General features: G+C 51.4%; 16 protein-coding genes. 8 read left to right on the top strand and 8 right to left on the bottom strand.

Annotated features, from left to right (window positions below; translation table 11 throughout):
* Positions 1 to 4: 4 nt before the first annotated feature.
* Positions 5 to 868, top strand: coding sequence for a sugar kinase (locus tag NDA02_RS03760; RefSeq protein WP_190792039.1), 864 nt, complete (start codon positions 5 to 7; stop codon positions 866 to 868).
* 202 nt (positions 869 to 1,070) lie between these two features.
* Complete coding sequence (locus NDA02_RS03765) at positions 1,071 to 1,919, top strand: inositol monophosphatase family protein (RefSeq protein WP_190792041.1); 849 nt, start codon at positions 1,071 to 1,073, stop codon at positions 1,917 to 1,919.
* A gap of 49 nt (positions 1,920 to 1,968) precedes the next feature.
* Here NDA02_RS03765 and NDA02_RS03770 read toward each other — a convergent pair whose 3' ends face one another.
* From NDA02_RS03770 to NDA02_RS03785, 4 genes are all read right to left on the bottom strand, one after another.
* Complete coding sequence (locus NDA02_RS03770; protein WP_348254427.1) at positions 1,969 to 2,868, bottom strand: polyphosphate kinase 2 family protein; 900 nt, start codon at positions 2,866 to 2,868, stop codon at positions 1,969 to 1,971.
* 67 nt (positions 2,869 to 2,935) lie between these two features.
* Positions 2,936 to 4,165, bottom strand: coding sequence for a 2-isopropylmalate synthase (locus tag NDA02_RS03775; RefSeq protein ID WP_190791368.1), 1,230 nt, complete (start codon positions 4,163 to 4,165; stop codon positions 2,936 to 2,938).
* Positions 4,166 to 4,846: 681 nt separating this feature from the next.
* On the bottom strand, positions 4,847 to 5,671 hold the full coding sequence (locus NDA02_RS03780; protein ID WP_190791366.1) for an SDR family oxidoreductase: 825 nt from the start codon (positions 5,669 to 5,671) through the stop codon (positions 4,847 to 4,849).
* Positions 5,672 to 5,786: 115 nt separating this feature from the next.
* A complete protein-coding gene (locus NDA02_RS03785; protein ID WP_348248406.1) occupies positions 5,787 to 6,791 on the bottom strand; it encodes an NAD(P)-dependent alcohol dehydrogenase in 1,005 nt (334 codons plus the stop codon).
* Positions 6,792 to 7,089: 298 nt separating this feature from the next.
* Here NDA02_RS03785 and NDA02_RS03790 point away from each other — a divergent pair, with 298 nt between their 5' ends.
* A complete protein-coding gene (locus NDA02_RS03790) occupies positions 7,090 to 8,553 on the top strand; it encodes an ATP-grasp enzyme (protein ID WP_348254429.1) in 1,464 nt (487 codons plus the stop codon).
* Between the two features lie 51 nt (positions 8,554 to 8,604).
* Here NDA02_RS03790 and NDA02_RS03795 read toward each other — a convergent pair whose 3' ends face one another.
* The 3 genes from NDA02_RS03795 to pcrA all read right to left on the bottom strand — a co-directional run bounded on the left by NDA02_RS03795 (position 8,605) and on the right by pcrA (position 12,947).
* Positions 8,605 to 9,102, bottom strand: a complete 498-nt coding sequence (locus tag NDA02_RS03795; protein WP_348254431.1) for an SET domain-containing protein-lysine N-methyltransferase — start codon at positions 9,100 to 9,102, stop codon at positions 8,605 to 8,607.
* 63 nt (positions 9,103 to 9,165) lie between these two features.
* Positions 9,166 to 10,026 (bottom strand): hypothetical protein, encoded by an 861-nt coding sequence (locus NDA02_RS03800; protein WP_348248409.1) that lies wholly within the window; start codon positions 10,024 to 10,026, stop codon positions 9,166 to 9,168.
* Between the two features lie 581 nt (positions 10,027 to 10,607).
* Positions 10,608 to 12,947 (bottom strand): DNA helicase PcrA, encoded by a 2,340-nt coding sequence (pcrA, locus tag NDA02_RS03805; RefSeq protein WP_348254432.1) that lies wholly within the window; start codon positions 12,945 to 12,947, stop codon positions 10,608 to 10,610.
* A gap of 413 nt (positions 12,948 to 13,360) precedes the next feature.
* Between pcrA and leuC the strand changes: the two genes are divergently transcribed.
* From leuC to NDA02_RS03830, 5 genes are all read left to right on the top strand, one after another.
* Entirely contained in the window at positions 13,361 to 14,764 is a 1,404-nt protein-coding gene (leuC, locus tag NDA02_RS03810; RefSeq protein WP_348254434.1) for a 3-isopropylmalate dehydratase large subunit, read from the top strand.
* Positions 14,765 to 14,784: 20 nt separating this feature from the next.
* Positions 14,785 to 14,919: a hypothetical protein gene (locus tag NDA02_RS03815; protein ID WP_277879209.1), complete on the top strand. Its 135-nt coding sequence runs from the start codon at positions 14,785 to 14,787 to the stop codon at positions 14,917 to 14,919.
* A gap of 71 nt (positions 14,920 to 14,990) precedes the next feature.
* Complete coding sequence (leuD, locus tag NDA02_RS03820) at positions 14,991 to 15,593, top strand: 3-isopropylmalate dehydratase small subunit (RefSeq protein ID WP_190793082.1); 603 nt, start codon at positions 14,991 to 14,993, stop codon at positions 15,591 to 15,593.
* 311 nt (positions 15,594 to 15,904) lie between these two features.
* The gene (locus NDA02_RS03825; RefSeq protein WP_190793083.1) at positions 15,905 to 16,411 is read left to right on the top strand and encodes a bifunctional nuclease family protein; all 507 of its coding nucleotides are present in this window, start codon (positions 15,905 to 15,907) and stop codon (positions 16,409 to 16,411) included.
* A gap of 150 nt (positions 16,412 to 16,561) precedes the next feature.
* Positions 16,562 to 17,692: an aldo/keto reductase gene (locus tag NDA02_RS03830; RefSeq protein ID WP_190793084.1), complete on the top strand. Its 1,131-nt coding sequence runs from the start codon at positions 16,562 to 16,564 to the stop codon at positions 17,690 to 17,692.
* On the opposite strand, the gene NDA02_RS03835 is transcribed toward NDA02_RS03830, so the two are convergent.
* Positions 17,689 to 19,065 carry a DUF4335 domain-containing protein gene (locus tag NDA02_RS03835; protein ID WP_190793085.1) on the bottom strand — a complete coding sequence of 459 codons (1,377 nt, stop codon included), beginning with the start codon at positions 19,063 to 19,065 and terminating at the stop codon, positions 17,689 to 17,691. The two genes, NDA02_RS03830 and NDA02_RS03835, sit on opposite strands and share 4 nt — an antisense overlap.
* Between the last annotated feature and the right edge of the window lie 16 nt (positions 19,066 to 19,081).

Below are 19,081 nucleotides of genomic sequence, written 5' to 3' on the forward strand. Positions count from 1 at the left end.
AAACATGGCACGGGGATTATTTGTTGGGCTGGTGACGCTGGATTTGATTTATTTGGTGGAGGATGTGCCCGATCGCAATCAAAAGCAGGTCGCGCTGGATTATGTGGCAGCAGCAGGGGGGCCGGCAACCAATGCGGCAATGACATTTAGTGATTTGGGGAACGAGGCTCAGGTGTTGGGGGTGCTGGGGCTGCATCCGATTCGGGAACTGATTCTGGCAGATGTACAGCCTTGGGGGGTGACGATCGTCGATTTGCAGCCCCATCGCACCGATCCGCCGCCGACTTCTTCGATTTTGGTCACGCAATCGACTGGGGAACGGGCAGTGATTTCGCTCAATGCGGTGCAGTCTCAGGCAGACCCGGTTGCGATTCCGCCAGAAGTTTTGAGCGGGGTGGATGTGGTGCTAATCGATGGGCATCAAATGAGGGTCAGTGAGACGATCGCCCGACAAGCAAAGGCACAAAATATCCCGATCGTGGTGGATGGTGGAAGTTGGAAACCCGGATTCGAGCGGGTGTTGCCTGAGGCAGACTTTGTGATTTGCTCGGCGAATTTTCGTCCACCCGGAAAGGAAACCATTCCGGATGTGCTGGATTACCTGGAATGGTTGGGGGTTCCTCACAGTGCAGTCACCCAGGGAGAGCAGCCGATCGCTTATCGCAGTTTGGGACAGTCTGGCGAGGTTGCAGTTCCCAGGGTGCAAACGGTCGATACGCTGGGGGCAGGGGATGTGTTTCATGGCGCGTTTTGCCATTTCTGCTTGCAGTCAGAGTTTACAGAAGCATTAACGCAGGCGGCTCAGGTTGCCAGTCGTGCCTGTACTGCCTTTGGGACGCGATCGTGGATGAGACCCAAACCTTTATAAGTTTTGATGTTCCTGGATGAGGCAGAAGGATGGGCGATTCAGGCCGGGGAAGCTGTAGCGATGCCTTTATAATGAGCGGAGTAATAAACGAACCGCCTAATCTTAGCCTAATCTCAGAAGGTGTTTGAGCAGTCGTTTCACCTGGTAGACCAGAGGAGCAAACGTGGCAATTCCATCCGTGACCCCGCAGACGCTAGATTCAATGCTGCCTATTGCCCGATCGATCGGATGGGGGGCAGCCAAAATTCTGCGGGCTTATTACCGGGGCGAACCAATGCAGGACGGCAGCGTCCGGGAGCTGAATGTTCAAGACAAAAAAGATGGTCCGGTGACAGCAGCAGACCTGGCAGTCAATCACTATGTGCTGAGCAAGCTGGAAGCGGCATTTGGCACAGAGGATTTTGGCTATCTCAGCGAGGAAACCTACAAGGCGAAGGCTGCCCCGGAACCGTTGCCCCACGATTGGGTGTGGATTCTCGACCCGCTAGACGGAACCCGTGATTTTATCGACAAAACTGGAGAATTTGCCTTTCATTTGGCACTGGCTTATCAGGGTCGTCCGATGCTGGCAATCGTGGCTTGCCCGGAGCTGGATAAGCTTTATTACGCAACCCTTGGCGGCGGCACATTTGTAGAAACGCCAGACGGGGCAGCAAAGCCGATGCGCGTGTCGGACCGTGAGCAGATCGCCGACTTAACGGTGGTCGTTAGCCGCACCCATCGAGACGATCGGTTTAACGCCATGCTGAAGCAGATACCCTGTCAAAATCAGCTTGCGGTGGGCAGTGTCGGCGGCAAGATTGCAGCGATCGTCGATCAGCGGGCGGATGTATATATTTCGCTGTCGGGCAAGTCGGCCCCAAAAGACTGGGACATGGCGGCTCCTGAACTCATCCTGACCGAGGCGGGCGGCAAATTTACCCATGCAGACGGCTCGTCCCTACGCTACAACCAGGGCGATGTGAGTCAGTGGGGCTGTTTGATTGCCAGCAACGGAACCTGCCATGAGCAGCTTTGCACAATCGCCTCAGAACTGCTAGCTGAGGGATAGCCGATCGACCTCGCCGATCGACCTTGCTAATGGGCATTGCTGATGGGGATTAATGTTCCGCTTCGAGCATTTGCCGCGCCTGGACGAGTGCCTGTCTTTGTGCCTGGGTGATTTCGGGGTAGGCTAAGTTGAGCTGCTCCATCGTTTGCTGAATCACAGCCGCAACGACCAGGCGCGCATACCATTTGCGATCGGCAGGAACAATATACCAAGGCGCGTGTTCCGTACTGGTGTGATTGAATACGTCTTCAAAAGCGTTCATATAATCATCCCAGTATTGTCGCTCTCGGACATCGTTGGCAGAAAATTTCCAGTTCTTCTCTGGTTCATCCAATCGTTTCAGAAAACGTTTCTTTTGCTCTTCTTTCGAGACGTTGAGGAAAAACTTGAGAATCACAACGCCGTTATTCGTCAGATATTTCTCAAAATTGTTAATTTCCTCGAACCGCTGCTGCCAAATGTTTTTGCTGTGTCTCAGTCTGTCGGGAAGCTGCTGGCGATCGAGCAGTTCAGGATGCACGCGCACCACCAGCGATTCTTCGTAGTAGGAACGGTTAAAAATTCCAATGCGACCCCGCTCTGGCATATTTCTGGCGTATCGCCACAGATAATCGTGGTCCAGATCTTCGGCAGAAGGCTGCTTAAAGCTAAACACCTGACAACCCTGGGGATTGATGCCCGACATGACGTGCTTGATTGTGCCATCTTTGCCTGCCGCATCCATTGCTTGAAAAATGCAAAGTAGCGCATAGGTGTTTTGGGCGTAGAGCTTATCTTGAAGTTCACCGAGCCGCTTTACCCCCTGAAGTAGCAGTTCATCCGATCGCGCTTTCAGTTCATCTTTTGAAAGGTGAAGATCTTGGGTTTCTAGTCCTGAAATAAAGCGCGGATCGTAGTGTTTAAGTTTAATCGAAGAATTAGGCTTGACAAGAAATGGATCAAAGTTCATAAAAATATTCCGATTGAGGCGGGCGAATATTCCAATGAGCTGATCTTAGAAGTCCAGTGGAAATTCATTATCCCGCGTCAGGCTGGACTTTGAAAGGAATCATTGCCTGATGAGATTCGCCACAAGATAGAATTCCTTGCTCCAGCAGCGTTAACACCTCTTCAAGCGAAAACGATCGATTTTCCTGAATCGCGATCGCCTTCATTGCCTGACTGAGCTGCTTGTATTGTTCTGAGGTCAGCGGCATTTGCAGATGATGTTCAAACAGATAGCGAAAATTGCTCATCCCGCTATGCTTGCCAAACCAGATTTCCACCTGGCTATGGGGCAGGCTGGTGTAGCTGTGGCGATCGCGCAGCAGGGAATGGACGTGAATCCCCGTTTCGTGATGCTGTGCTTGAGGCGAGTAGGGCGCATGGGCACGAATCCCCTGATGGTGCAATTTCTCAGCGACCTGCGCCACTGCACTGTAGCGAATGCCCGCCACCTCCCAGCCGAACCGCAGCTTTAAGCCGTTGAGCACCTGCTCTAACGCCACATTCCCCGCCCGTTCCCCGATACCGCCAAAGGTTCCAGAAATACCCGATGCTCCAGCTCGAACTGCCTGAATCGTGTTTTCCAGTGCCAAGCCCATGTCGTTGTGAAAATGAACCGCAATTGGCGTTTGGGGTGCGTATTGCAGCAAATCGTGAATCCAGACATAGGTTTTTTCGGGCGTGAGAATGCCGACCGTATCGCACAGAAGAATTTGCTCCACATAGGGCGCAAAAGCGGTCAAACACTCGACCAGAAACTCAAAATCTGCCCGACTCGCATCTTCAGCAGCGAAGCAAATCCGCAAGCCCAGATTGGCAGCATAGCGCAAATGATCCACCACTTTGCCCATCATCTGGCGACGAATTCGATCACGAAGCGCAGAGGGCAATGATTCCCGGTATGCTTTGCCTGCATACAGCGGATGGCGATCGATTTCCGGGTCGCGCAAAAACAGCAGGTGATCGGACACCGCATGAAACAGAATAATTTGCTCCACGCCACAGCTTTTCGACTGGTCGATCGCGCTATAGGTCATTGGGGTGGAAGCGGCAAGGCGATCGGCAAGCCCCTCAGTGACTAACATTTTGACCAGTTCAGCTTCCGTTTCGTGAACCGCAGGCATAAGAGCAATCTGGTGAACGCCTGTGGCAGCAATCTGATGGGCAAGACTGCGTTTTGTTTCCGCGCTGAAGCATAAACCGACCTGCTGTTCTCCGTCGCGCAGCGTCTCATCGGAAATGGTCAGATGAATGATCTCCATGCGCTTAGGACAGGGAGAAACCACAATTGAGCAGGCTTATTGTGGGTAAGCAATCCCAAGGTAACCAATCCCAAGGTAAACAGTCCCATTGAATGATGGTGAGATACCGCTTGCCAGACCCTAAAAACATGAATTTCTCCTCACACCAAAGACATCTTGAGAAAACACCCTGATAGACTGTCGCATCCTCTTCAGAAATTGGTGTATCCCAATTCACGGAATGACATTCTAGATGGTTATAGAGTATCAGAGGTGATTTATGAAGAGAACTTGAGGGAAATTTGGATTGTTCTTGAGCCAATCTTTCACTAATTAGCCAGGTTGCTAACTGGGTAGCTCACTAACCGGGCAATAAAAGAATTTTCGTTCTGAATTGCCCTAAGCACATGTTTGCCTTCAGATGTTTGCCTTGAGCAGATAAAAGCTTCAAACTCTCTTTTGGTTCCTGATTCGGCGTTGCTGAATCGAAGTATAAAGACACAACTTGAGACGCTGCATCGCCCCCTAAATTCCGCAATGCTGGGGGACTTTGAGGATCAGTTCCCCCCAAAATTAGGGGGCTAGGGAGGCGTATCATACTCCAATTCAGCAACGCCCCTGATTCAAAGGGGTTTGGGGGCAATGCAGAAGATTCACCACTGCTCAAGCTCTCCTCACCTTTAACTGTTTAACGCGAACTGTTCAACGCGCCAAATCCTGCTGCGAATCTGCCATCCCAAAGAGTCGTCGGACGATCGGCTTCATTACAGCAGGAGCCACATGAAACGCAGTCGTCCAGAAGTTTGCCGTACCAACCAGGACATCGTTTTGCCGATGTTCGATCGCCCTTCGCAGCGTTTGGGCAACAAATTCTGGGGTTTCCAGAAACGGACTGTGGAACGCTTTATACATCAACTCAAACCGATTTTTGGCGTCATCGCCGCGAAAGAGTGCTCGCTCATAAAGCTGCGTCCGAATAAAGCTGGGATAAATGCCGCAAACCTGAATGCCTTTCGGTTCTACCTCGGCTCGCAGAGATTTTGTTAAGCCTGTAAGCGCGTGTTTGCTGGTGGAATAGGGAACCTGATAAGGAATCGGGTCAAGTCCGCCGATCGACACCACATTGACGATCGTGCCGTTTCCGCGTGTCAGAAAGTGCGGCAGCAGTGCATGAATCGTGTGAATATAGCCCCACAAATTTGTATCCAGAATCGTGTGCCAGTCGTTTAGCGACGCATCCTCGACTGGACCCATGTAGTAAATTCCTGCATTGTTCACTAGCACATCAATTTGTCCTGCCTGAGCAATGGCCTGCTGCATTAACTGTTCCACTTGCACCGGATTGCTAACATCCGCAGAAATCGGGTATGCTTGCTGTCCCAGATTTCGCACTTCGATCGCAGCCGCTTCCAGGGGTTCCGGTTCGCGAGCAACTAGGACGATAGTATAGCCGTGCTTTGCCAGCTCTAGAGCAGTAGCTTTTCCAATCCCTTTTGATGCGCCTGTGACTAGAGCAGTTTTCGTCATGAGAAATTGAGTGGAGGAAAGTTGCTGATGATCCTACTCAGCCGATCGCCTCAATCACCTGCATCGCCCGGACGACTTCTATTCCTCCATCGGACAGAAAATGAGCAAGCGCAAATTAAACACGAATCACGATCTTGCCAAAATGCGTCCCGCTCTGAAGATGCTGATACGCTGCCTTTGCCTCTTTCCACTCAAAGATGCGATCGATCACAGGTTCGATTTGGTGTAGCGTCATCACCCGATTCATCGCCTCAAACATTTCGCGGTTGCCCACGTAAATTCCCTGCACATCAATACTTTTCATAAAAATCTGGGCATAGTTCACGTCGCCCGCTCCTGCCACCACCCCGATCAGGCTCACCCGTCCACCGATTCTCACCGATCGCAGCGATTTATCCAGCGTTCCGGCTCCGCCCACTTCGATTACCTGATCCACACCTTCGCGATCGCTCAATCTGTAAACCTGTTCTTCCCAAGCAGGATAGGTTTTGTAGTTGATGGTTTCATCGGCTCCCATCGCTTTCGCCCGCGCCAACTTTTCATCGCTGCTAGAGGTAATGATGACTCTCGCGCCGTTGATTTTGGCAAACTGAAGCGCAAAGATAGAAACTCCGCCCGTCCCTAGCAGCAGCACCGTTTCACCGGGAATTAAGTGACCCCTGGGGACAAGAGCGTGCCATGCCGTTACCGCCGCACAGGGTAAAGTTGCCCCCGCCTCGTAAGATAAATACTCAGGAAGCTTTACCACCCCATCTTCATGCAGCAGCACCAGTTCTGCCAGCATTCCGTCGATCGCCCCACCCAAAGCCGATTTCGTTTTCTCGCGGGTTAAGCTGCCCGACTGCCAAGCCTGAAAAAAGATGCCTGCAACCCGATCGCCCACCTTGATTCGCGTGACACCCGCACCCACTGCTACGACTTCGCCTGCACCATCTGATAGGGGGACGATCGGAAGCTTTTGTCCGGGATAACTGCCGCGAATTACCGCCGTATCGCGAAAGTTGAGCGAGGTTGCCCGCACCCGAATGAGTACCTGTCCTGCTCCGGGCGTTGGATCAGGAAGTTCAACCTGTGCTAAGCCATCCAGCCCGTCTGCGGTTTGAATCTGATAAGCCTTCACTCAAGTTTCTCCAGGAGTTCTTTTTCTGATCTTCTGGGAAGCAACTGTTCGATCGCCCATTCAATTATCGATCGCATTATTTATTGATCATTCTTCATGATCAGAAGCAGACGATCGTAATATTCTCAGCATTTCCTAAAATCAGTAAAAAGTTACTTCTCTATCTTCAGAATAAATTGCTCTACTTCCTTAGACAGGTTGCTCCTTGTGTAAAGACTGATTACGCTACTCTCAGTTTACGGTGCTGCGCTCCACAGCCACTCCTATTCCTCCCTATTGATGCGATTTAATGCGATCGATGAAAACAAAGCCATTTCCGCAAAACGTTCAGCTTCAAAATGCTTCAGATGTTTCATCTGTCGAAGATTTACTGATAACAGAACAAACAGCACCTTTTCGAAGCTTTAATAAACGAATTGTCGCGCTGTTTCAAAACTTGGGAACGTTGGCTTTATTAGCGATCGCATTTCCCTTTAATCTCACGGTTGTTCTTTTATCGCTGCTGTGGAGCTGGATTAGTCGTCCTTTCCAGAAACCTCGTACGGTTGCTGAGTTTCCCAAAACGGTATTAATTGCGGGAGCAAGAATGACCAAAACGCTGCAACTGGCGCGATCGTTTTATGAAGCCGGACATCGCGCAATTATTATCGACACTGAGAAATTCTGGCTGAACGGTAATCAATACTCGAATGCAGTTGATGCATTTTATACAGTTCCTGACCCTGCTAAAGATTGGGAAGGCTATCAACGAAAACTGCGATCGATCGCTGAGCAAGAGAAAGTTGATTTATTTATTCCGGTTGCCATTTTTGCAGTGATTTACCCAGACGGTGTCAATGAACATCCGCTCGAAGGCTACTGTGAAGTGTTGCACTTTAATGCCGACACTACACGAATGCTAGACGACAAATTTGCGTTTGCGGAAAAGGCGCGATCGTTAGGCTTATCCGTTCCCAAATCGTTCAAAATCACTGCACCAGAACAAGTTTTGAATTTCGACTTTTCACAAGAGCAGAATCCCTACATTCTCAAAAGCATTCCTTACGATGCTGTGCGTCGCCTGGACATGACTAAACTGCCCTGCGCCACGCCTGAAGAAACGGCTGCTTTTGTGAACAGCTTACCGATCAGCGAAGACAAGCCCTGGATTATGCAGGAGTTTATTCGCGGCAAGGAATACTGCACCCACAGCACCGTGCGGAACGGCAAATCAACACTCTACTGCTGCTGTCCCTCCTCGGCGTTTCAAGTGAACTACGAGAATGTCGATAAACCCGAAATTAGCGACTGGATCACCCGTCTTCTCGCAGGCGTTGACGGCATCGGACAGGCTTCTTTTGACATCATTCAAACCGAAGATGGAACCGTTTACCCGATCGAGTGTAACCCTCGCACTCATACGGCAGTGACGCTGTTCTACAACCACCCCGGCGTCGCAGATGCTTACCTCAATCCAGAACCCCCCGCCGAACCCCTACACCCGCTTCCAGATGCCAAGCCGACCTACTGGCTCTATCACGAACTCTGGCGATTGAATGAGGTGCTATTTCCCCGAAAGGGAACTGCGAAGCAACCGATCAAACAGCTTCAAACCTGGTTGAGCAACATCACAAGCGGCACAGATGCCCTGTTCAGAGTCAACGATCCCCTCCCGTTTCTAATGGTGCATCACTGGCAAATTCCCTTATTGATTCTCGAAAACTTGCGCCAACTCAGGGGATGGATCAGAATCGATTTCAATATTGGTGAATTGATTGAGTAGTGAATCAGAATTGAAATTGGAGGATAAACACGATTAATTCTTGCAGGATCGTTAGCGATAGTGTAGCTCACGGTGTTTTAAGCCTTTAGATTTCAAAGCTTCTCGATGAGTAAGACACTCTAGAGCCATTGCACCAATATGGCGATTGATGAAATAGCGACTCATTACGTCGAGGGAGAGGTATTTGGCTCCAGCAATTAGCCTCAGGCAGTTCGATGCACTACAGAGGCAGATGAAGGGAGAAGTCATATCCCATTCAGTGCTGGGGTAGAAAAAAGATAGCTCGTCTCCAGGCTGGATGTCTCGCGCTGCTTTAAGCTCCATCCGGGTAGTATCAACAATGACATTGGGATCACAGCTATGATTCAGGTTGGCAAGACAAGCGTAGTCTTCAATGCTAGAGTCGTAGCTGATCTGAATGCTCGTGTAGGTGGGCTTGGCAATAGTTTTGTAGCTGCTCATCTTGTAAAAGGTTTCACCCTCGGAGATTGGCATTGTTGCGATCAACTGCTTGCCTTTTCCATCGATCGCGGCTTTCACTTGCATCATGAATTTCTCCTCACTCTTAAAAATTGTGAATCTCGGCTGTAGAACAAGGGATTAGAGCGCGATTTAGCTAGCGGCAGCTAAGGCTTGTACACTTTCCTGTAGCTCCTGTTGAACGCGCCGGAAAAACAGCATCTGAACATCGATGAAATGAGCGAATCCCTGCCTTGCCCACTCCCCAATCTGCTCCTCCGTTGCGTTGCTATATTGAATTGCTTGATTCAGTGCTAGCAGTGCATCATCGGAGTGATCAGCTTCTACTCCCCGCGTCTCGAAAGTGCCATGAATCGCAATCCAATACCAGGGGCTAACCACTCCCTGTGGGTATTGCACCTTGCTGCGCCGGATAAATTGCCCAAAAGAATTTTTTTTCTGTTCTGAGAAGAACACAGCGTTGATAATACTGCACTCATTACTACCAATGGTTTCAGCTCCAGCATGAAATCCGATCGCTCGCACTAGGCTACCAAGGTCATCTGGGCGGGCAGCATATCCTTCTCGCACCTCTTCCAGTACCTTAGGGAGCCACGCACCCGCTTGGGCAATTTGGTTAACTTCTGCGGGAGTTAGATTGGCGTATTCTGCCAGCTTGTCTAACAGTGCATAGGACAATGTTCGATGGGAAACTGCTGTTCTGGGATCGCGGAACTCCTCGATTGAAGCAGAAAACACATGGGCTGCAACATCCATACTGCGTTCGGCGTGAGCTGCGATCGTACAATTTTGATCTTTAAATAGAGGACTTGAGCCAATCACACTGGCAAGTTGCGGCACCAGAAAGCTGTAGGTTCTACCATAGGTGACAAATCTCTGCATAAAAGTGTAGAGGGTCTTAGGACTGACCACAGCCTCTCTACAGGAAAGCTCCATCACCCGATTGATGGAAGGCTCGTCAAACCAGCACTGCAAGGTTTCTAGCGTAATCATTTTTAAGCCTCACATCTGTGGAAATTTGATTGTTTGTCGCAAAAGCGAACCTACACTGCGTTAGTGGAGCAGCGTTTAGACCCGCTCAAACTCAATGCAAAGCCAGCTATTCTCAGGAGAGTGACGATCGCGCTCAATCACTCCTTCTAAGGAGAACAGCACAGGACTGAAAAGGTTAGTATGAACTGCTGTCAAATGATGTTGACAACCAGTTTGGTACTAGAAAGCTTACAAAGACATCAAACTGATTCAACGTTTATTGAATCAAGCACATAACCCGCACTTGTGCGCCAAGAAAAAGCCTGTGCGAACTTTTAATGAATCACTTGAGGAACACAGAGGGGTGATACTCGGTTGCTAACAGGGAACATCAGCAGGGATGACTTAGTGCATCCATAATTTCCACAATTCTTATAATTTTCCAAGGAAATGGGATCAGTAATCCCACGGAAATTAGTCTATTCTCATCCTTGCCTGGCTGCTTCTCTTCACACTTATCAAACTGATAAGGGGTATAAACCGATAGTTATGACTATCCAGCTTATAGAAATCTTTAAAAGACCTAGGCAGCTTGCCCGGCACTACTCAACCTTCTGAAGCGGGGTCAGCTTCGGATCGATAATCTTCTGTCCCATGCCGGGAAACTTGATCGCGAGACAGGCTTTGTTTCCAGCTCCAAAAATGTGCGTCACCTGACCTGTGCCAAACGATCGATGAATGACGCGATCACCCACCGTCCAGTCCTGCTGGGGATAGCTGGGGGAACTGGCCGCCTGTTTGCGAACTTCCCGGATTGGGGTGGTCATCTTTTTGGGAATTGCATTGGCAACGCTGCTGAGCAAAAGCTCCTTCGGCAGTTCCGCTAAGAATAGGGATGGGCTGGCAGGTTCGCGGGAGCCGTAGAGTCGCCGCTCGCGGGCATAGCTGAGGAACAGACGCTCCTGGGCACGGGTAATGCCGACGTAGCAGAGCCGCCGCTCTTCTTCCAGGGATTTTGGGTCTTCCAGCGATCGAAAATTGGGAAATAATCCCTGCTCCAGCCCAACGAGAAACACGACCGGGAATTCCAGACCCTTCGAGGAATGCAGCGTCATCAGCGAAACTTTTTCCTGGGCGGCTTCGTTCAGGTTATCCAGGTCAGACGCGAGCGAGGCATTTCCCAGGAAGAGCGACAGATTCGACTCTTCGTTGTCTTCCTCGAATTGCAGCACGGCGTTGTAAAGTTCCTGCACGTTTTGCAGCCGTTCCAGTGCTTCGTCGGTTCCTTGTTCGCGTAAGTCCTGCAAGTAGTGGGAATCATCAAGAATGCCCTGCACAATCTCCGATGCTGAAGAGCCTTCGATCTTCGACTGCCAGTATTCAATCATCCGACCAAACGCCAGTACAGGCTTCGCCGATCGCCCTGCCAAAGTCTGCACCGAAGTTTCATCGCTGAGGATTTGCCAGAGGGGAACGTTTAGCTCCCTCGCAGCTTTTTCGAGCCGATCGATCGTTGCCTTTCCAATTCCCCGCCGAGGTACGTTGATAATCCGCTTCAGGCTGATCGAGTCGTCTGGGTTTGCAATCAGGCGCAGATATGCCAGCACGTCTTTCACTTCTTTGCGATCGTAAAACCGCAGCCCGCCGACAATGTTGTAAGGAATGCCATATTGCACCAACACTTCTTCAAACGCCCGTGACTGAGCATTCGTGCGGTAAAGAATTGCAAAACTGCCCCAGTTTAGCTCCGGGTTGACCAGTTCCATTTCCCGCAGCCGATTCACCACAAAGTTCGCTTCCTGAATTTCGTCGTCGGCGCGATAGCAGTAAATTGTTTCTCCCGATCCGCGAGTCGGACGTAATACTTTATCAATTCGCTCAGTGTTGTTTTCGATTAGCTCATTTGCTGCCTGGAGAATATTTTCAGTCGAGCGATAATTCTCCTCTAGCTTGACCATTGTGCGCGTATCGTCATCTGGCAAGCCATCACCAAAGTCATCCTGAAAGTTCATCAGAATCGTAAAATCAGCCGCCCGAAAGGAATAAATCGACTGATCTGCATCACCCACCACGAAAATCGATCGATAATTCCAGTCGTTAAATTTCTTCGTATCTTCGCCATTCGTGACGAGTAATCGAATCAAGTCATACTGGGTGCGGTTCGTATCCTGATATTCATCAACCAGAATATGTCTAAACCGTTTATGCCAGTATGCCAACACCTGATCATTCTGCCGGAATAAACGCACAGGCATCAAAATCAGATCGTCAAAATCTAGCGCATTATTCTGAGCGAGCCGCTGCTCATACTCGGCGTAAATATTTGAAATCACCCGTCCGCGATAGTTGTTCTGCTCCCGCTCCAGGTCGCTCGGCGAATAGCCCTGGTTTTTAGCATTGCTGATCGCATAGCGAACCGATCGCGGCTCAAATTTCTTATCGTCCAAATTCTGATTAACGACAATTTCTTTGACTAAACTCTGCGCGTCCGACTCGTCCAAAATTGAAAAGTTACGGTTCCAGGAATAGCCCTGCTCACTCTGATACTTCTCGATGTCAAACCGCAGAATCCGGGCACAAAGGGCGTGAAACGTGCCAATCCAGAGTTCTTTCGTAATGGTTTTATAAACGTGCGATCGCAGCCGAGTTTGCTCAAATGGCGCAAGCGCATCCAGCGGCTTTCCGTACTTTTGCTCCGCTTCCTGTTCAGAAAACAGCTTCTCGATCCGCTCCTTCATCTCCTTCGCCGCTTTGTTAGTAAAGGTGACAGCCAGGATATTTTCCGGGTCAACGCGATGATTCATCACCATATTGGCAATCCGGTAGGTCAGGGCGCGGGTCTTCCCCGATCCGGCTCCGGCAACCACAAGCAAAGGACCACAGTAATGCTCAACGGCACGCCGCTGGGAAGGATTGAGATGACTGGTAATGTCAACGCGCATGAGAATCCAGAGATGAAAAGACAGGAGGAGCAGTTCAATAGAGCTAACCGCCGATGATATATCTTATCGTCTGCGTCTGAGGATCGATCGCCTTTCGCGGGGACGATCGCCACCGATGAGAGACGGCATTGTACCTAAAACTTATGAGAAGAGTTAGGGTTCCTGCAAAGGATTAATCACCGATTTACTCATATTTCAAATGTCTTAATCTTGCATTAAAAATATATTGGACATTACCAATCGCCCCTCCTAATCTGGAAGAGTTAGGTCTAACATCAGCACTTCAGCAAACGAAAGCACCACTGCTCGTTTCACAATCCTCCAGAATTGGGGGATCTAGAGGGGAGAAACCCTCCAGCCACCTGTCACACATCCTTGAGTTCACACATCCTTGAGTAAGGACGATTGCCGCTATGAGTAAGGGCACACTGTTCGACAAAGTTTGGGATCTTCACACCGTCAACACGCTTCCCTCAGGACAAACACAGCTCTTTATCGGGCTGCACCTGATCCACGAAGTCACCAGTCCACAAGCGTTTTCGATGCTGCGCGATCGCGGATTAAAAGTGCTGTTTCCCGATCGCACCATTGCCACGGTGGATCACATTGTGCCAACGATCAGCCAGACGCGTCCGTTTGTTGATCCGATGGCGGAAGAAATGATGCAGGAACTCGAAAAGAACTGCAAAGAGAATAACATCCGCTTTTATAACATTGGCTCTGGGGGTCAGGGCATTGTTCACGTCATCGCTCCCGAACAGGGATTGACGCAGCCCGGCATGACGATCGCCTGCGGAGATAGCCACACTTCCACGCATGGCGCATTTGGCGCAATCGCCTTTGGCATTGGAACCAGCCAGGTACGGGATGTTCTTGCTTCGCAAACCCTGGCACTCGCTAAGCTCAACGTCCGCAAGATTGAAGTCAACGGGACCCTGCCCACCGGAGTCTATGCCAAAGACGTGATCCTCCACATCATTCGCACCCTAGGCGTGACGGGTGGCGTGGGCTATGCCTACGAATTCGCTGGAACGACCTTTGAGCAGATGAGCATGGAAGAGCGCATGACCGTCTGCAATATGGCGATCGAAGGCGGTGCCCGCTGCGGCTATGTCAACCCCGATCGAGTCACTTATGACTATCTCAAAGACCGCAATTTCGCACCCAAAGGACCCGAGTGGGATCGGGCGATCGACTGGTGGAATTCCCTTCGCAGCAATGCCGATGCTCAATACGATGATATCGTCGTGTTTGATGCCGCTGACATTCCGCCAACTGTTACTTGGGGCATTACACCCGGTCAGGGAATTGGGGTCAATCAAACGGTTCCTACCCCAGAGGAGTTGTCGGACCAGGATCGGGCACTGGCTCAAGAGGCATACAGCTACATGAACCTGCAACCCGGACAGCCCATTCAAGGAACGGCGATCGACGTTTGCTTCATCGGAAGCTGCACCAATGGACGCATCAGTGATTTACGCGAGGCTGCCAAAATTGCCAAGGGTCGATTTGTTGCGGAAGGCATCAAAGCGTTTGTCGTTCCCGGCTCCGAGCAGGTGAAGCAGCAAGCAGAAGCCGAAGGGCTAAACGAAATCTTTGAAGCGGCAGGCTTTGAGTGGCGAGAACCGGGCTGCTCGATGTGTCTGGCAATGAATCCCGATAAGCTCGTCGGCAACCAAATTAGCGCGTCCTCCTCTAACCGCAACTTCAAGGGACGGCAAGGCTCTGCGTCCGGTCGTACCCTGCTGATGAGCCCGGCAATGGTGGCGGCAGCGGCAATCACAGGCCAAGTGACTGATGTCCGAGCACTGCTCTAATATCCCTTCCTTCACTAGAAATGCTGGAACGCTGGCCGTTTGGCAAGACCTCAGACGGGGCAGATGAGTTAGGAGCGTTCGTTTTAACCGGACGCAAGACAGCAACTTCCTCTTTGCTCAAAGCCTGTGAGGTCGAGAACGAACCACTACCCTAGAGCTGATTCCCCTTCCTCACTTCCTCATCTCCTACCCCCTCACTCACCCACTTACCGATAAGGAGAACCCCATGAGCCAAATTCAAACCCTTTCTGGTCGCGCCGTTCCTCTCATCGGCAACGACATCGACACCGATCGCATTATTCCTGCCCGTTTCCTCAAGTGCGTTACCTTCGACGGATTAGGCGCACAGGTCTTTGCAGACGATCGCGACCAGATGCAGGGACAGCATCCCTTTGACCAGTCGCAGTATCAGGGCGCAACTGTTCTGGTAGCAAATCGCAACTTTGGCTGTGGATCTTCTCGCGAACACGCACCACAGGCAATCTCAAAGTGGGGCATTCGGGCGATCGTGAGCGAAAGCTTCGCCGAGATTTTCTTTGGCAACTGTGTCGCGATGGGCATTCCCTGCGTCACAGCAGATCCAGCAGTCGTGACAGAGCTACAGCAACGGATTGCGGCAAATCCTCAGGTATCAGTCACAGTAGATCTGGAAGCAATGCAGGTGCGGGTCAATGACTTTGTGGCTCCGGTGCAGATGGGAGCCGGACCTCGCAGTATGTTCCTCAGCGGAACCTGGGATGCTTGTGGTCAGCTCGTTGCCCAAGCCGATCGCATTCGTCAAACCGCCGCAAACTTGCCCTATGTGAGCTGGAGCCAGGCAGCTTCTTGAAACCTCTTCGTATCCCCTAATTATCCCTAAAAGAACAGGGCATACTGGATGCAGTGTGTCCTATTAAACTGCTATAACTCAAAAGATAAGGAATCGAGCCTTCGCTTAACGGTCTAGCACTGAATGATTTTCGGTGGATAGAGTGAAAATATAAGTAACTTTCTCAGGCTCGTAGCCAGTCCAATGATATGTTCTATTCGTACTCGCTGTTTTGGATTCGGGATCTCTGCTCCCGCTACCAATGCAGATTTGCTTTTTCACCCCAAATCAGCGAAATTTAACTCTCTCAAAGAATTTTTGAGGCTCCGCCAATGATTGAGATGAAAGTTGCTGGAATTGCCTTAGATGCAGTCTCTCGTAGCCCGATCGTCCTGCTACGAGATGCCTCCGAGCGTCGGCAGTTACCCATCTACATTGGTCAAGATCAGGCGAGAGCGATTATTAGCGTTCTGGAAGGGCAGGCTCCACCACGACCGCTCACCCACGACCTGATGGTGAATCTGATGGACGAATGGGGCATGGTGCTGGAAAAGGTCGTTATTCACTCATTGCAAGATAATACCTTTTACGCCATTCTTCAGATGAAGCAAGGAGAGGTGAAAAAAGAAATCGATTCCCGCCCCAGCGATGCGATCGCCTTAGCACTGCGAACCAAAAGCCCAATCTGGGTCATGGAAGAAGTCGTTGCCGATGCCTCAATGCCTGTCGATCGCGATGCTGATGAAGCCGAGCGCAAAGCCTTTCGCGATTTTCTTTCGAATTTGCGGCCGGGGGACTTTAATCAGGGCGGACGCTTTACCAAGCAGGATGAAGGTTAATCAAAACCAGGACATCAGCAGCCCTTCTTATCTTCTTATCAGATGGGCATCTCTTCCGTTCCCTCAGAAATAAAGCCCTAATAAAGCTCTCCACCCCTTCATTCAATCCGCAATCCTGAGCGACCCGATCGCGTCTCCGTAGAATTGTTCATGCAGTATCGTCGCTTCGGCAAAACAAATCTCTTTCTGTCGGTTTTTTCGCTGGGCACGATGCGCTACCTTGCCTCAAAGGAAAACGCGATCCAGACGATTCAGCAAGCGATCGATCGGGGCATCAACCATATCGAAACCGCCAGAGGCTACGGCAGCAGCGAACTGTATCTGGGGGCAGCGATTCGGGCAGGCTTGCCTGTGATGCGCGAACAGATTCACATCACGACCAAAATTCCCCCGACCCCCAACGCAGACGCAATGGCACGATCGATCGACGAATCCCTCGATCGGCTGGGGGTGGATTATTTGGACGCGCTGGGCATTCACGGCGTCAATACGGCAGAACAGTTGGACTGGGTTGAGAATTCACAGGGCTGTATGCAGGCAGTTCGAGCGGCGATCGCAGATGGGCGCATTCGTCATGTCGGCTTCTCAACCCATGCTCCTTTGGAAATTATTCTGAGGGCGATCGAGACGAATCAGTTTGAGTTTGTTAATCTGCACTATTACCTGTTTAATCAGCGCAATGAGGCGGCAGTGGCTCTCGCGCACCAAAAAGACATGGGCGTGTTGATTATCTCGCCTGCTGACAAAGGCGGAATGCTTCATACCCCTTCTGAAACGCTGGTGAACCTCTGCCAACCTTTCACGCCGCTAGAGCTAAACTATCGATTTTTACTCAGCGATCGGCGGATTACCACGCTTAGCTTGGGCGCAGCCAATCCACAGGAGCTAGAGACTCCACTACAGGCCAGCGAACGAACCGAACCCCTCACGTCCGCAGAACTCAAAACCCTGGAACGGCTGGATCTTCACCACCAAGCGACCCTGGGAACCGATCGATGCAGCCAGTGTTTTGCCTGTTTGCCCTGTCCAGAAAGTATCAATATTCCCGAAGTGCTGCGTCTGCGAAATCTAGCGGTTGCTTACGACATGACCGCTTTCGGGCAATACCGTTACGGAATGTTTGAAAATGCGGGGCACTGGTTTCCCGGCATGAAGGCAAATCGCTGTACCGACTGCGGCGACTGTTTGCCTCGCTGCCCGGAGCATTTGGATATTCCCACTCTGCTGCGTGATACGCACGATCGCCTGAGTGGGACACCCCGACGCCGATTGTGGGGCTAGCGGGCATATTCCAGGAACGTCTGCACCTTGCCATCAGGACGCAGCACCAACCGAATCTGCGGATTTCCTCCGTTGTCTGTAGGTGATACGAACGGCTCACCCATCAAAGGCATATTCGTGCGATCGAGGAAGGTTTCAGCCGCCTGACCCAAAGGCACAATTCGCTGAAGCGATCCGTCGGCGTTCAGCACCAGCCGATATTCCAGCGTTTGTGTGAGCTCGGTGGGCGGCTGCCAGTTCTGCTCAAAATACTGCCGAATCTCAGACACTTGAGGTACGGCATCAAATGCGGTACTGCTAGCTGCCGCTCCTGCTGAGTCTCCGGTTTCGGCTTCGGGCGCATTTGCCGCTGCGATACCCTGTTCAGCCGATCGCGCCGCAGAGCTTTCGATCTCTGGAATCGCGGTTATGCTGGGCTGCTGAACAGTTCCCTCAGGTGGAACGATCGCAATTCGCTCAGGTGGAGGTGGAGTAGTCGAGCGGGGCACTTCCACCACAGGCGGAGCCGGAGCAGGCGCAACCGGAACAGGCTCACGCGCAATTGAAACTGAGGGCGGAGGCGGGGCTGTTTGCACTGCTCCAGGGGGCGGAGCGGGAGGCTGCAGCGGAGTCAGTGACAGCGAAGGAGATGGTGATCCGGGCGGCGAGGGAATCGCTAACGGGGTCGGCGAGGTTGGTGTGCCCTGGCTCAGGTTGGTTTCGGTCTGCACCGAAGTAGATGCCGTTTGCAGGGGTGGACTGGAGACATCCATCACAAATTTCGCAATCGCCCCCGTCACGCCCACGGTCAGCACTGCCGCAGCCGCAATTCCTGCCCAGCCTGAAGGCGATCGCATCCAGCTGGGACGAGCTAACGACGGTAGGGTAACAGCATCAGATTGGTACTGATCAAGCGCGTTTGCCAGGTCAAACAATTGCAGCGTAGACAGCGAAACAGACTCGCCCGACTGCTCGATTGCCATTGTCCCTAAATGCAGACGGTGTGCCAGCAAACCCTGCGGCTCCAAAACCATTGCAGATTCGCTCACATTCGTTTCCGTCAGCTGACGCTGAAGCATAGTGGGTTCGAGCACCTGAAGCGCAGTTGCTCCTGCCTCAACCCTACGCTCCAAAGGAAGGGAATCGGCGGTCGATCGGCTCAGCCAGTTTTGCACATAGCCATCCACAGCTTCACACAGCGCTTCAAGCTGGTTCCGATCGCCCTGAAGCGTCACCTGATTCTCCGCAGGTAGCTTGGGGTCGTCCAGATGCAGCCGGAAGCGCAAATTCTTTAACACTGCCCGATCTGTCCAGCAAGACAGTGCCGACCCGGTTGCCATCACTTCGAGGGTGCAGGTCGGGGGGGTGTATCGGCGTAGAACGGTTTGGGGCATGAGTCGGGGAGGGGTG

Source organism: Leptolyngbya sp. ST-U4 (genome assembly GCF_039962215.1).
Lineage (GTDB): Bacteria > Cyanobacteriota > Cyanobacteriia > Elainellales > Elainellaceae > Leptolyngbya_A.